The 13,406-nt window shown below is 55.6% G+C and carries 15 protein-coding genes; 3 read left to right on the top strand and 12 right to left on the bottom strand.

Annotation, left to right across the window (positions count from 1 at the left end):
* From IK012_RS01545 to rapA, 3 genes are all read right to left on the bottom strand, one after another.
* Positions 1-260, bottom strand: a 260-nt coding sequence (locus tag IK012_RS01545; protein ID WP_290949605.1) for a hypothetical protein, incomplete at its 3' end; no start/stop codon positions are given.
* Between the two features lie 24 nt (positions 261-284).
* Positions 285-992: a hypothetical protein gene (locus IK012_RS01540; RefSeq protein ID WP_290949603.1), complete on the bottom strand. Its 708-nt coding sequence runs from the start codon at positions 990-992 to the stop codon at positions 285-287.
* 267 nt (positions 993-1,259) lie between these two features.
* Positions 1,260-4,232: an RNA polymerase-associated protein RapA gene (gene rapA, locus IK012_RS01535; RefSeq protein WP_290949601.1), complete on the bottom strand. Its 2,973-nt coding sequence runs from the start codon at positions 4,230-4,232 to the stop codon at positions 1,260-1,262.
* 95 nt (positions 4,233-4,327) lie between these two features.
* On the opposite strand from rapA, the gene IK012_RS01530 reads away from it, so the two are divergent.
* On the top strand, positions 4,328-5,119 hold the full coding sequence (locus tag IK012_RS01530; RefSeq protein ID WP_290949599.1) for an RDD family protein: 792 nt from the start codon (positions 4,328-4,330) through the stop codon (positions 5,117-5,119).
* Positions 5,120-5,144: 25 nt separating this feature from the next.
* Positions 5,145-6,422: a UDP-N-acetylglucosamine 1-carboxyvinyltransferase gene (gene murA, locus IK012_RS01525; protein ID WP_290949597.1), complete on the top strand. Its 1,278-nt coding sequence runs from the start codon at positions 5,145-5,147 to the stop codon at positions 6,420-6,422.
* Between the two features lie 87 nt (positions 6,423-6,509).
* On the opposite strand, the gene IK012_RS01520 is transcribed toward murA, so the two are convergent.
* The 9 genes from IK012_RS01520 to IK012_RS01480 form a co-directional block, all read right to left on the bottom strand.
* Positions 6,510-7,406: a tetratricopeptide repeat protein gene (locus tag IK012_RS01520; RefSeq protein ID WP_290949595.1), complete on the bottom strand. Its 897-nt coding sequence runs from the start codon at positions 7,404-7,406 to the stop codon at positions 6,510-6,512.
* 112 nt (positions 7,407-7,518) lie between these two features.
* Positions 7,519-8,106, bottom strand: coding sequence for an OmpA family protein (locus IK012_RS01515; protein ID WP_173379396.1), 588 nt, complete (start codon positions 8,104-8,106; stop codon positions 7,519-7,521).
* Positions 8,103-9,434 (bottom strand): translocation protein TolB, encoded by a 1,332-nt coding sequence (locus IK012_RS01510; RefSeq protein ID WP_290949592.1) that lies wholly within the window; start codon positions 9,432-9,434, stop codon positions 8,103-8,105. The genes IK012_RS01515 and IK012_RS01510 overlap by 4 nt, the downstream gene beginning before the upstream one ends.
* A 9-nt stretch (positions 9,435-9,443) precedes the next feature.
* A complete protein-coding gene (locus IK012_RS01505) occupies positions 9,444-10,166 on the bottom strand; it encodes an energy transducer TonB (RefSeq protein ID WP_173379397.1) in 723 nt (240 codons plus the stop codon).
* Positions 10,163-10,570, bottom strand: coding sequence for a biopolymer transporter ExbD (locus IK012_RS01500; RefSeq protein ID WP_173343029.1), 408 nt, complete (start codon positions 10,568-10,570; stop codon positions 10,163-10,165). Before IK012_RS01500 ends, IK012_RS01505 begins: the two co-directional genes overlap by 4 nt.
* Positions 10,571-10,579: 9 nt before the next feature.
* The gene (locus tag IK012_RS01495) at positions 10,580-11,272 is read right to left on the bottom strand and encodes a MotA/TolQ/ExbB proton channel family protein (RefSeq protein ID WP_144063796.1); all 693 of its coding nucleotides are present in this window, start codon (positions 11,270-11,272) and stop codon (positions 10,580-10,582) included.
* 100 nt (positions 11,273-11,372) lie between these two features.
* Positions 11,373-12,176: a ribonuclease HII gene (locus tag IK012_RS01490; protein ID WP_290949588.1), complete on the bottom strand. Its 804-nt coding sequence runs from the start codon at positions 12,174-12,176 to the stop codon at positions 11,373-11,375.
* A 6-nt stretch (positions 12,177-12,182) separates the two neighbouring features.
* A complete protein-coding gene (purN, locus tag IK012_RS01485; protein ID WP_290949586.1) occupies positions 12,183-12,776 on the bottom strand; it encodes a phosphoribosylglycinamide formyltransferase in 594 nt (197 codons plus the stop codon).
* 58 nt (positions 12,777-12,834) lie between these two features.
* Positions 12,835-13,035: a hypothetical protein gene (locus tag IK012_RS01480; protein WP_173384383.1), complete on the bottom strand. Its 201-nt coding sequence runs from the start codon at positions 13,033-13,035 to the stop codon at positions 12,835-12,837.
* Between the two features lie 129 nt (positions 13,036-13,164).
* Between IK012_RS01480 and IK012_RS01475 the strand changes: the two genes are divergently transcribed.
* The coding region (locus IK012_RS01475) for a hypothetical protein (protein WP_290949582.1) at positions 13,165-13,406 on the top strand (242 nt) is incomplete at its 3' end.

Raw genomic sequence — 13,406 nt, 5'->3', positions numbered from 1 at the left:
TTCGGATTTGATTGCAAGGCATAGACAGAAGCTTGTGCAATACGAGGCATAAAGAACACTGCGACAGCAGTATCCAATGTCGAGTAATATGCCAAACCATTTTCCAGCGAACAGTTGATATAGGACGTATCGACATTGCACGTTTTTGTCGTATCGATTTCTAGATACCCTTTCTCAAAACTAACACCCGCATCAATAGAGAAAATATTGGACCATGCAAAAACAGCGAGAAGCAGAACGCACATTGATATCAGTTTCATGTTTTCTCCTTTTTAGCACAAGAACTAGCGGAAAATCGCCGTCTTGCCGTTTTCGAACCGAACTACCCTAGTTGAACCAGTCGCCTTCAGCGAACCCTGCCAGATGCCGCTGCGGATAAAGACTCCGTTCACGTCGAACTCGCTGTAACGCAGGCCCAGCAAAGAACCGTCCACCGGAGCCCCGCGCGAAATGAAGAGCGGCTTATCCGTAGAATCAGGAGTCGTCACATCCGCAGAACCACTCTGCTGAACACTTGCGGAATCCTTCGGTTGCTCACCTACCGGAGTTTTTGCCGACGTGTCTGCCAAAACCTTTTTCTGCGGAAGGCGCGCCATATCCTCTTCGGAAACATCGGGTAAACCACTCCCACCCCAAAGGATCTCTCCTTGGCATGCCGAGATCATTTCCTCGTCGCAAACCTTCTTATGGATAATTTTACGGCCCTGAACATCTCTCGATTCCGGCAAGATACGATCCAGCAAACGTTGGGCACTATCCTTTGTCATCTTGATAATACCCCACTCCTGCCACTTCATAAACTCATAACGCAAGACAGCAGTCAACTTGACGCCTCTCCCCGCAGCGACTTCTTTTCGTTCCTCTTCGTTCAAGTATTTAAAAATCTGCACCTTTGTGATTAGCGGATTGAAAAGCACTGCGAAGGAGGTATCCATCGTAGAATAGTACGCAAGACCTTTGTCCAGCGAGCAGTTGATATAGGTCGTATCCACATTGCAAATTTTTGCAGTGTCTACTTCCAAATACCCTTTTTCAAACTGAAACTGCGTCCAAATAAGGTTTACATCGGACCACGCCGAGGCGGCGAGGAAAACGACACAAGCTAACACCGCTTTCATATAGCCTCCCCAATCTATACCCATACACCATGAGCCCGGCTAAAAAACCAGGCTAGAAGTTAACATTATTAATTTATATCCGTTGCTTACAAATTGCAAGCACCGCTAGCACATTTTACATTCAAAACGGCTTTTTTACGTTTATCGGCACACCAGCAGCCTGATTGCATCCAATCGGAGCTGCGGGGTCGCGACAATCTTCTTGCGGTCACCCACGTTCTTGCGGAGCTGCTTGAGTTCGGCGCTGCCCGCCGCCTTGCCTCGCATGGTAAGCAAGTGGTTCATGCGCTGGTATTCCTGCTCGGCACGCGCCTCGACTGCGCTTGCGGCCTTGTCGGCATACTCCTTGGCAAAACCGCTAACCGCCTTTTTCGCAATCGCAAGGCCTTCCTTCGCAAAATACCTCAAGGTCGCATCGACGGCCTTGTTGCCCTGCGGCACGTTCACGTCGCGAACTTCGGCCTTCGACAGCGCCTCCAAATGCTCGGACTGGTCCACGCCCGAAGCATCGACGAGCGCGCACACGTAGCGCGGCCCCACGATGTCGGTAACGCCCCATTCTTCGGGCACCGGCAGTTCCACCACAAAATCGTACTGCATCATGAGACCGCGCAGGCCGGAATTCGGCCAAATACAGCAAGCCACGTTTCCGTGGTTCACGCCCGTCTCAAAATCTATCATGCCCTGCGCCAGCGGATGCTCGAGGCTCAAGAAATCCACTTCGTCGTGCACCATAGCCACATTGCGGTCAAACGTCGCCGTAAGGCAGATGTTGTCGGAGCCCTGCTCGTCTTCTTCGCTCTGCGCGGCGACAAGTCCGCGGCTCGGCATGCCGGCGATGGAGCCATCCTCGATTTGCGGGCCCTGCGTAATCACGCAGCAGCCGGCAATGGCGCTTCCGTCCACGTCGAGCCCACGGGCATGCAGGGATTCCAGGAGCAAATCCTTCAGTTCCGTCTGCGCGTCGATGTTGAGGACCTCGTCCGTAATTTCCTTCGCCTTCTCGGGATTGCGGGAATTGTATTCCAGCAGGCGGTCGCGGCCCTTCTCGATATTCTTGCGCATCGCCTCGCAGTCCTTGCGAACCTGCGGGATGACGTTCTCGACAAAGTTTTCAAGCCCGTGCCTCGGGTCGGCAAGAGCCTCAATCAGGCTGTCCGTGTACTTGAGGAAGAGTTCGCCGCCGCTCATGAGGGGTGCGCCGAAAGCGTTCAGGCCATCGTTGTACCAGCGGAACATGACTTCCTGTCCGGAGCCCTTCACGTAAGGCACGTGCACGATGATATCTTCGGTCTGGCCGATGCGGTCCAGGCGCCCGATACGCTGTTCCACAAGCGCCGCGTCGAGCGGGAGGTCGAACAGCACCAAATGGTGCGAGAACTGGAAATTGCGGCCTTCGGAACCGATTTCAGAGGCGATGAGCAGGTTTGCGCCGTTCTTCTTGCTGAAATTCGCGGCGGCCTTGTCTCGGGCCATGATGGTCATGTCCTCATGGAACATGGAGAACGCGCCCTCACCCAGGTAATCCGTGAGGATGGATTCCAGCGCGAGCACCACCTGGATAGATTCGCAAATGAGGAGAATCTTGTCGTTGCGGTGTTCCTTCAAAAATTCCTTGAGCCACACGATGCGTTCATCGAGTTCCCAGCCATCGGAATAGCGCGTGCACAGGAGTCCGTTCTCCTGGATGTCCGTAGAGGAATCCAAGTCGTTTTCGGCTGCGGCCTCCACCATTTCGCGGTATCTCGGGTTCGGTTCAAGGCAAATCTCGTCGAGTTTGCGCTTCGGGAATCCGCCCACGCCCTTACGCGTATTGCGGAACACCACGGAACCCGTACCCATGCCGTCCACGATACGGCGAATCCACTCGCCTGCGGTCATGGACTTCGAGTTTTCCTGTTCGAGCCACGGGCGGATCTTCGAATTCTTGGGGACGCAGTCGTACAGGTCTTCCCAGTTCATCCTGTGATTCGGGTCGGTCGGGAGCTTGGAGAGGTCGTTCACCAACTTGCGGTATTCTTCCTGCTCCTTGATAAAGGCGTTGTAATCGGCAAATCGGGCCGGATCGAGCATCTTCAGGCGGTTGAACTGACTTTCAGGATGCAGCTGGAGCGGCGTTCCCGTCAAAAGCAGCACGCCCTTCGAACGCGCAAGCACGGCATTTGCCAGCATGTACTCGTGGCTCGTAAAGCCGTCTTCGCAAACCAGGTGGTGCGCCTCGTCGATGATGGTCATGTCCCACTGCGTCTTGAGCAAGTCCTCGATAAGTGCGGGCTGGCCAATCAAAAAATCAATCGCGACGATGATGTTGTTGCTCTGCAAGAACGGGTTCGGCTTGGTCTCGTCCTTGGCGACACCGACGAACAACCCGCGGATATAGCCTTCGTCCACCAGCGTAAAGAGCTGGTTGAAGCGGCGCTTCATTTCGACCATCCACTGGTGCTTCAAGGTCTCGGGCACAATGATGAGCGTACGGGAAACTCGGCCGCGCATGCTCAGGGCATGCCATATCATACCCGCCTCGATAGTCTTTCCGAGGCCGACTTCGTCGCTCAGCATAAGGCGCGGAAGTGCGGATTCGCTACAGGCACGGTGGCACAGGTAGTACTGGTGAGGAATCATGCTCACGCGCGGGCCAATCATGCCACGCACGGGCGAAGACTTCCACATGCACGAAAGTTCCATGGCGCGGCGGCGGCGTTCGAACGCCTTCGAAGACACGTCAGCGACATTGCCGGTCGGGCTTTCGTCGGATTTCGGCCCTTTGCCGATGCTAGTCAGGGCGCGGAACAGGTCGGAAGGCCTAGCCATCTGCTTTGCGGTAAGGTCGGCTTCCTTCATCTCGCGGCCACCACGGCCCACGTAGACCACCAGGTCATCCACCTCGCGGAGGCTTTCCACTGCGAAAGAAACACCCTTGTCGTTCTTTACGGTTTCGCCCGGCTGCAAAATGAACCTGTCGACGGGAGCATTGTCTGTGCGGTAGAGTCGCACCTCCCCCACAAGCGGAAACAAAAACTTGACGGTACGGCCCTGAACCTCGGAAACGACTCCAAGACCCAATTCCGGTTCTGACTGGCTAACGAAACGTTGCCCCGGCTTATACATTCTCATGGCGCGAAATTTAGTAAATTCGCGGCATTTTGGTTGAAACGCATGCCTTTTTCCACCGAACTTCGGGTCCATTTTTTTCTATCTTTGGAGCACGTATGAAGTGGTTCTTTATAGACGAAAGCATTACCGACGGAGATCGCAGACAAGGTCCCTATTCCATCGACGATATCCGTGAATTCGAAAAACAGGGTAAAATAACAAGCGAAACCCTGGTTTGGCACAGCGGCCTAGAGAACTGGATTACGTGGAAAGAAGCCGTCGACAACCTCGAAAAGGACTATTTCGAGAACAATCCCGAGCAAGAAGAGATACTCGAGAACACCATCAAGGCCCTCGAACAGATTATCGAGAGCAACAAGCAGAAAAAGGCGTTCGCCGGCTTTTTCATCCGAGCCGCGGCCCTCATTACAGACAACTTTATCTTGGGATTTGCCGGCGGAATCGTGCTCTTTATCCTGGCGCAGGCGGGAATCTACGACCTGGACGCCATCCAGCAGGCGGCACAAGACTATTTCCAGAACCCGATGTCGCAGGAATCTATAAACAAGTTGGTGCAAGCCCCGGGAGTCGGATCGCTCATCACCATCTGGAGCATGATCCAGGCCATTTACTTCATCGTGTTCCATGCCATATTCTCGGCGACACCCGGCAAGATGTTCCTCCACATCCACGTGGAAACGCCGGAGGGCAACAAGCTTTCCTGGAGCACCTCCATTGTACGCTACCTTTGCAGCATCCTCTCGCAGTTCATTTACGGTTTCGGCTACCTGATTGTCCTTTTCGACCCCAAGCGCCGTGCCCTGCACGACTGGATTGCACGCACGTTCGTCGTATTTGACACTCCGAAAGAGAAGAGCAAATCCGAGCCCGAAGAAAAAAGCAACTAGAAACTAATAACTACCGACTAAAAATATGTACCAGTTTATCGTTCCGCAAGTCAAGAAGCCCCTGGATGGGGAAGTAGAAATTTCCGGTGCGAAGAACGCCGTGCTCGCCGTGATGGCAGCAGCCCTCCTCGCCGACGGAGTCTCCGAAATCACGAACGTCCCGCACCTGAAGGACATGAAGACGATGAGCGACGTGTTGCGCGTCATCGGTTGCCGCATCAGCGGAGAAGCGCACTGCTTAAGGATTGACACCCGCGGCGCCGACCACCTGGAAGCGCCCTATGAACTCGTGAAGACCATGCGCGCGAGCTTCTACGTGCTCGGCCCTCTCGTCGCCCGATTCGGACGCTGCCGCGTCTCGCTGCCTGGCGGATGCGCCTGGGGCCCGAGACCTGTGGACTTGCACCTGAAGGGGCTCGAGGCGCTCGGTGCAAAGATCACCCTTACCCGCGGTTACGTGGAAGCCACCTGTGAAGGCAGGCTCCCCGGCGGTACATTCCATTTCCCGATTTCGAGCGTTGGCGCCACGGTGAACGTGCTCATGGCGGCTACGCTCGCCAAGGGTACAAGCGTGCTGCAGAATGCGGCCCTCGAACCCGAAATTGACAACCTGGTGGACTTCCTCGTCTCGATGGGCGCAAAGATTCAGGGCCGCGGCACGCGCACCCTGACGGTGCAGGGCGTAGAAGCCCTACGCCCTGGTAATGGCTTCACCATTCCCGACCGCATCGAGGCCGGCACATTCCTTTGCGGTGCAGCCATTACGCGTGGCCGCGTGAGGGTCAACAAGATCATTCCCGAACACATCGCCTCTACGCTCGACGCTTTCCGCGACATGAACTGCAAGGTGACCGTAGGTCCCGACTGGGCAGAAGTCGACGCCCGCGGGCAGGAACTCAAGCCCATCACCATCCAGACGCTCCCCTTCCCGGGATACCCCACCGACATGCAGGCGCCCCTCATGGCGACACTGCTTTCCGTGCCGGGCAACAGCGTCATCCAGGACACCGTCTATAACGACCGCTTCAAGCACGTGGCCGAAATGGAACGCCTGGGCGCAAACATCACGCTCAGCGGGAACACCGCCACCATCAAGGGCGGGCTTCCGCTCGAAGGCGCCGAAGTGATGGGTTCCGACCTCCGCGCCAGCGCCGCTCTCGTGCTCGCCGCCCTCATCGCCGAAGGCGAAACCAAAATCAGCCGCATCTACCACCTCGACCGCGGTTACGAAGATTTCGAAGCCAAGATGGCGAAGCTCGGCGCAGAAGTGCAACGCGTAGTCATCGACGCCGACGAACCGTAACAGTTCCAAGCGGCTCGACAGCATAAAAAAAATCCGGCGGTTTCCCGTCGGACTTTTTTAATGTCTTTTCCGGTTACTTAGAGCCGGTTATTTAGAACCCGACGCCGGGGCACGAGACACAGGCACGCAAGCCTCCACCTTTTCGCCGGCAGCGGTTTTCTCTTCCTTTTCGAGAATTTCCTGCAGGATTTCGGCGGACTGTTCGAACTCGCCCGTCTTTTCGCAGGACTTCTTGGAAAGGAGCTTCTGGAGGTACTGCTTCTGCGACTGGATATCGCATTCCTCGCCATAGAGGTTGGCCAGCTTGAATATAGCGGGACAGGCTTTCGCCCCGTCAGGGAAGGTTTCTGACAGGTTCGTAAAGATTTTCTTCGCCTTATCCCTCTGATTCACTTCCGTCAGGCAGAGGCCCATCCAGTAGAGAGAATTTTCAGCCAGTTCGCCGGTCTTCATTTGTTCGTAAACCTGCTTGAAGCCCTTGAACGCGAGCTTGAATTCGCCGCTATGGAAATCGGAACGCGCCGTATTGAACGTCGCCTCTGCTTCCACCAGTTTCTCGGCTTCGCGCTCCAGGCTATCGAGCGAGAGAGGCGCCTGCGGGGCACCGCTCACCACGACCTTCTTCGCAAGAATTTTGTCGGACTTTCCGAGCAGCATGTCCAGGCGGTAGATGATTTCTTCCTGTCTGGAATCGTTACGTTCGGATTCATCGCTCATGCGGCGCGAAAGCATGGTGATTTCGGCCATCATGCGCTTCTGCGCCACAGCCGACGCTTCCAGTTCCGCCTTGAGGGAATCGAGACGCTTGCGAAGCGCCTTGTTGTCCGAGCGAAGCCTATGCATTGCGGAATCGAGATTTCCCTTCACGGAAACCTGCACGTCCGTTCCGACGTTCCTCATTTCTTCGGTGCGGAGCATCGTAATCCTAGAGCACCCGACAAGCGCAATGGCGACCGAGAGCATTCCTATAGCAAGTTTATTCATTTTCTACACTAGTTATTAGTTGTTCGTTATCAGTCGCCAGTTTCACGATTGTGCCTTCGGCACCTCTCGGTCAACCAACGACCATTGGCCAATGACCTGACTAATCTCTAAATTACGGCTGGATATTCACGCGGAAGTTCGCGCGGCGGTTCTGGGAATAGGCCTCTTCGGTCTCGCCCTGAGCCTTCGGAGCTTCCTTGCCGTAGCTGACGGATTCCATGCGCTTGCCTTCGATGCCGTAGGCGCTCAGGAATTCCTTCACCTTCATGGCGCGCTTCGCACCGAGAGTGAAGTTGTAGTCTTCGGTACCGCGGGCATCCGTGTGGCCTTCAATCGTGACCGTGAAGCGAGTTTCCTTGAGCAGGAGTTCGCCCACCTGGGCCAGGAGTTCCTTAGCCTTTTCGGTAAGTTCCGAACGGTCGAAATCGAAGTACACGTCTTCGCTCATGATCTGGTTGATAAGCGCTTCGAGGCGGGCGCGTTCGGCTTCGAGGCGTTCAGCTTCCAGGCGAGCGCGTTCAGCGGCGAGGGAATCCTCGTTCACAGCGGGGGCAGCGGGTGCGGCCTCAGGTGCGGGTGCCACGGCGGCCGGAGCGGCCTCGGGCTGCGGGTTCGTCTCGGGCGGATTGTTCTTGGAGCAGGCTACGAGAGCGAGGCTCGCCGCACAAGAAATCATGGCGATTTTTGCATATAACTTCATTTGTTACCTTCCTTTTTGTTGTTAATCCCTTCGTTGAAGAAAGACCAGGTCGGAGCGGTGTTCTCGCCCGAATTGGTAATGCGGGTCACGTTCGCCCCGTCCTTCCTCATGATGTAGATCTGGTATGTCCCGCTCCTGTTGCTCGAGAAGGCAATGAGCTTGCCGTCGGGCGACCAAGTCGGGTGTTCGTTGTTACCAGCGTTGTTCGTGAGCTGCACGATATCACTCCCGTCAAGCGCGCAGGTATAGATGTTCATCTTGCCGTTGTCCATCGAGGTATAGACGATGCGGTCGCCTTCCGGAGACCAGCTCGCCCGCTCGTTGTAACGTCCCATGAAGGTCACGCGGCGTAGGTCGCTCCCGTCGCGGCCCATCACGAAAATCTGCGGGCTGCCGCCACGGTCGCTCGTAAACAGCACTTCGGCCGCACGCGGGCTCCAGGCGGGGCTCGTCTGGTTGCTCTTCAGGTAGGCGAACTTGCGCGCCTTCCCCGTCTCCGTGTTGCCCACGTACAAGTCCGTCTTGCCGTCGACCGTCGAAGAGAACAGCAGTTCGCCCGTCACAGGGTTCACCGCGGGGCTATAAGTCTGGTCGAACTGCGGGAACAGCGGATGTTCCGCACCCCCGAAATTCTTCTCGTACAGGCGCGGCCTGTGCGTCTTGAAATTCACGTACACCAGTCCCTTGTTCCCGCGTTTCCACACGGGCATCATGCTGATGGTAGAATCGCGCGTCACCTGGCTGCGGTGGAAGCCGTCGTAGTCCGAGACCACGACCTGCTTGACTCCGTCAATCTTCGAGACATAGGCAAGCTTCGTGCTCGCCACGCCGCGTTCGCCGCAAATGGCAAGAGTCGCCTTGTCGAAGAACTCGTGAATCGCACGGCGCAATTCCTTCTGCGGAATCGTGTAGCTTTCGCCCAGGCGGAGCGTCTTCGACTTGGAGACATAGAGGAAACACTGCACGCGGAGCCTGCCCGCACCCGCATTTTCCACCTTGCCCGTCATGTAGTAATCCGCATGCTCGCGGCTGAACTTCGCAAGGTCGAACTTCGGGGACGCCACCACGTCGAACCGGCCAGAAAGGTTCGCGTCGCGCGTGAGAATCTTGTGCGGTTGTTCTTCGACCCAGTCAATCGCGCCCTTCTCCTCGAAAGGCACAATGCCGATGGGCATCGTCTTGAAAACAGAAATTCCCACATCCACCGCAATCGTATCGATGGCTGCGAAACTTGCTACCGGGGCAAAGAGAAGAAAGAAGAAAACCAATACGCCTAACAGCGAATTCCTATGCTTCATTTCCTTGCAATCCTCGTTCGAAAAGTTCATCGTCATGTCCTAGTTGGGCGTAAAGTTGAAATGCAACACCAGGCTCGGTGCGCGGTAGTTCGGCGGAAGTTCGGGAACCTTCGAAATCTGCACGGCACGTACCGAGAGGTGGTCCCACGCCTTGTTGCCTGACGAGCGCTTCAAGATCACCGCGGTAATCCCGCCAAAACGGTCCACCTGGAACTGAACCGTAGTCTTGGCGTCGCGGCCCACCTTCAAATCCTTGGGCGGCTTGAAGTTGCTCATGATAATCTTCTTCAACTGTTCCAGATAGACCTGCATCAGCGGATCCATGTCGACCGAGCCAACGGGGTTCAGGCTGGACGCCTCCACGGCCTTCGGCAGGTCGAGATCGTCCACGTCGAAGTCTTCCTGCGGTTCCGGTTCCGGCTCCGGTTCTGGCGGCACTTCCTCGTGCACCTCCTCGGGCTTCTCTTCCGGTTCCGGCTTTATCTCGGGCGGCAATTCTTTGTTCACCTTAGGTTTAGGCGGCTCGGTCTTGGGTTTCGGTTCCGGCCTGGGCTGCACCGGTCTGGGCTTCGGGGGCTGCGCCACCTGCACCATCTCGAACACGGGTATCATCTCGGGCTCGGGCTTCATGTTCACGTAATGCAGCCCGATAAAGAAGGCGACAATGGCGAAATGGAAGATAACCGCAACTACGATTATCTTCACGAGCGTGGAATCCACGTCCGAGCTAAAATACTGAATTCTGTCTTCCTGCTTGCTCATTTACCCGGTTTTTCTTTGGGGTTCATGGTGAGGAATCCGAGTTTCGTGACTCCCAGTTTCTGCACCTTGGTCACGACCTTCATCACCAGTCCGTACTGGACGGTTTCGTCGGAATTGATGACAACCGCCATCTCTCCGTTCCAGAGCGACTTGAACACCCTGTTGAAGCTGTCGAAATCCACCTGCATGTCGGCGATGTAGATTTCCTCGTCCTTCGTGATGGACACCTTCAATAGTTTTTCCTGCTCCATAGTCGGGGCTTCGGCCTTCGGCAGGTCGACCTTCACGCCCTGACTCATGAGCGGCGCAGAGATGATGAACACGATGAGAATCGAGAACACGATATCAATCATGTTCGTGAGGTTCATCTCCTGCTTGAGTTCTTTTCCGCGGCTACGCTTCACCTAAGCCTCCTAGCCGGCAACTTCTTCGAGGGCGAGCAAGTCGCCGCGCTTGAACAGGCTCAACACCTGGGAACCGAAGTTGAAGTAAGAGATTTCGTTCTGGCCGTTGCAGCTGGTGAAATAGTTATAGCCCGCAGATGCCGGGATAGCGACCACAAGGCCGCCCACCGTGGTAATCAAGGCCATAGCGATACCCGGGGCGACGACGCTAAGGTCGGCGGAACCGTGCTGGCCGATCTGGAAGAATGCGATCATGATGCCCCACACCGTACCCAAGAGACCGAAGAACGGGGCCAGGTTCGAACTCGTAGCGAGGAAGCTCAGGTAGCGGTCTTCGGTAAGGCGCAGGCCTTCGATGGAACGCTGGATGGTGTCTTCCAGGAGCGATGCACGGTGCTGGATGGAGTCGTAACTCACGAAATTACTGAATTTGGAGGCCTCTTTCAGCACTTCGGCCGTCAGGCGGCGCAGCGCACTGTCCTCGGCGGTCTCGCAAAGGCCCTGCAGCTGCACGAACTGGGTCACCGTGCTGAACTTGCGGAAGAATTCAGCGTTGGCGTGCTTGCTCCTGCGGTAGGTGAAGAACTTCACGATGATAATGCCCCAGGAACCGAGAGACATGATAGCCAATATGCACAGCACTACAATCGTCGCGATATCGGACTGAAGTACCATCTGTACAAGAGGTATAGAATTGTTCAAAGGAACCTCCTCAAATAAAACTTCGGGCGGGAACAACCACCCCGAACCCAATGTAGCAAAAAGATTTTTTTAAGACCAACTTAAGAACCTAAAAACGGCCCTAATTGTCACTGCATGCGCAGTCCAGTTCCTTGACGTGGAAACTTCTGCGATGCTCCGGTGTAAACCCGAATTTACGAATGGCGTCGAGATGAGTCTTCGAACCGTAGCCCGCATTTTTCTCGAAACCATATGCCGGATAGGTTTCGGCAAGCTTGTCCATATAGCGGTCACGGAAAACCTTCGCCAGGATGGAGGCAGCCGAAATGCTCGCGATGCGCCCGTCCCCCTTCACCACGGGCATCTGCATTTCGGCAGGGACGTTGCGAATCTTCAGGTTGCCGTCGACCGCGATGAACACACGGGGGACCGGCTTGCCGGCAACTTCGGCAAAACTTCCCTTCACTTCCACCGGAATCTCGGGCGCGGATTCGGATATTCCCGGCAAGCCCAGCGCCTGCAGGGCGCGGCGCATCGCCAAAAAATCCGCCTCCAGAATATTCATCTTGTCGATTTCTTCGACAGAAGCGCTTGCAATCGCATAGCAGGCGCACGCATCCTTCACGTCGTCGAACATCGCCTCGCGCTTTTTTCGCGAAAGCTTCTTCGAATCGTTCAGGGCAGGCATGATATCTGGGGCCTTGAGCACGGCGGCACATGCCACCACGGGGCCGGCAAGCGGGCCACGCCCCACCTCGTCAATTCCCACCAGGATATCGGCACGCGGGGCTTCTTCTGCGGCGAAGAGGTCTAACGAGCGCGAACAGCCCGAACCCGCGATATCGCAGGCAAACTTCCGCATGGCAACCTCGCCTTCAATCGGCGTGGAGACATCTTCCAGAAATTCGGGCAGTTTGAACTTCATAATGCTTTAGGACAGTCCCAACGTCGCGGCATAGTCGCGGATGGTCTTCCAATACAGGTTGTGTTCCTGTTCGAGCACACGGGCGGCAAGCACTTCGGGCGTATCGCCTTCCAGCACGGGCACCTTCACCTGCGCAAGAATGCGACCCTTGTCAATTTCCTCGCTCACCAGGTGCACCGTCGGGCCAGATTCCTTCTCGTGTGCGGCCAGGACAGCCTCGTGCACGTGGATTCCCCAGAATCCCTTCCCGCCGAACTTGGGCAAGAGCGACGGATGGATGTTCAGGATGCGATCGGGCATACGCGCAATCATGCACGGAGGCAAAGCCTTCATGTAGCCCGCCAGAATCAACAGGTCCACATCGTAACGGTCGAGAACTTCCAGAAGCGCGGCTTCGTAGTCCGCACGCTCCGGATGAGTCTTTCCAGAAATATGATATACAGGTATGCCGTATTCCCCAGCAAGCGAAACCGCACCGCACGTTCCGTTGTTCGTAATCAGGAACTTGCACTGAGCTTCGAGGTCACCCTCACCAATACGTTCAATAATAGCTTTAAAATTGCTTCCACCACCGGAAGCCATCACTCCGATTTTCAACATGCGGCCAAATATAATTTTTTAGACGAACGGCAAAAGAAAGCGGAAACGATTCACCGGATTATTTATGGTCAATTCCGGGAGGCGTACGCAAATAATAAATAACGCAGGGAACAACGACAGCCAGTACGGTCACCGCCGCAGTCAAATACACGAACCATTCCTTGACCGTAATCTCGGGCGGAATGACGAACGTCTTGAGAAGCGCGAACGCCACGATGACAAGCAGGCCAAGAATGAGATAAGACATAAGTTTGTTCATGCCCTAAAGATAATACTTTTTTCGTCCGAGTTCCGTTTTGTAAACACTTTTTTGTTTTTCGGCGAGCCCTTTCCTCTCATAATTTGTAACTTTTACCACGAAAATTAAACCCTCATCATGGATTACACTATGAGCATCAAAGATTATCTCGCCGGCGCAAAACAGGCCGGTTCCGTCCAGAAACTCATGACACCGGGCCTCGCCGTGGAATTTATCCAGCCGTGGTACACCCCGCTTTCCACGACGCCCTCCACCACGGGCATCGCCGTCGGCGGTATCGGTTCTACGTTTACGGCAACACCTGCCGGTACGACTCCCGTGATGAACGTGATGCCGGGCGTGCAGGTCCGCACCGAAAAGCCCTCCGACCT

This window comes from Fibrobacter sp., from assembly GCF_017551775.1.
In the GTDB taxonomy this organism is placed as follows: Bacteria; Fibrobacterota; Fibrobacteria; order Fibrobacterales; family Fibrobacteraceae; genus Fibrobacter.
The sequence above is the reverse complement of the archived record's forward strand: the minus strand, read 5'-3'. Positions and strand labels throughout refer to the sequence as shown.

Excerpts from the sequence above, each read along its gene's own strand:
- IK012_RS01480 (WP_173384383.1), bottom strand. The coding sequence starts at position 13,035 with ATGAACAAACTTATGTCTTATCTCATTCTTGGCCTGCTTGTCATCGTG.
- murA (WP_290949597.1), top strand. The coding sequence starts at position 5,145 with ATGTACCAGTTTATCGTTCCGCAAGTCAAGAAGCCCCTGGATGGGGAA.
- IK012_RS01530 (WP_290949599.1), top strand. The coding sequence starts at position 4,328 with ATGAAGTGGTTCTTTATAGACGAAAGCATTACCGACGGAGATCGCAGA.
- IK012_RS01510 (WP_290949592.1), bottom strand. The coding sequence starts at position 9,434 with ATGAACTTTTCGAACGAGGATTGCAAGGAAATGAAGCATAGGAATTCG.
- IK012_RS01505 (WP_173379397.1), bottom strand. The coding sequence starts at position 10,166 with ATGAGCAAGCAGGAAGACAGAATTCAGTATTTTAGCTCGGACGTGGAT.
- purN (WP_290949586.1), bottom strand. The coding sequence starts at position 12,776 with ATGTTGAAAATCGGAGTGATGGCTTCCGGTGGTGGAAGCAATTTTAAA.
- IK012_RS01520 (WP_290949595.1), bottom strand. The coding sequence starts at position 7,406 with ATGAATAAACTTGCTATAGGAATGCTCTCGGTCGCCATTGCGCTTGTC.
- IK012_RS01490 (WP_290949588.1), bottom strand. The coding sequence starts at position 12,176 with ATGAAGTTCAAACTGCCCGAATTTCTGGAAGATGTCTCCACGCCGATT.
- IK012_RS01515 (WP_173379396.1), bottom strand. The coding sequence starts at position 8,106 with ATGAAGTTATATGCAAAAATCGCCATGATTTCTTGTGCGGCGAGCCTC.
- rapA (WP_290949601.1), bottom strand. The coding sequence starts at position 4,232 with ATGAGAATGTATAAGCCGGGGCAACGTTTCGTTAGCCAGTCAGAACCG.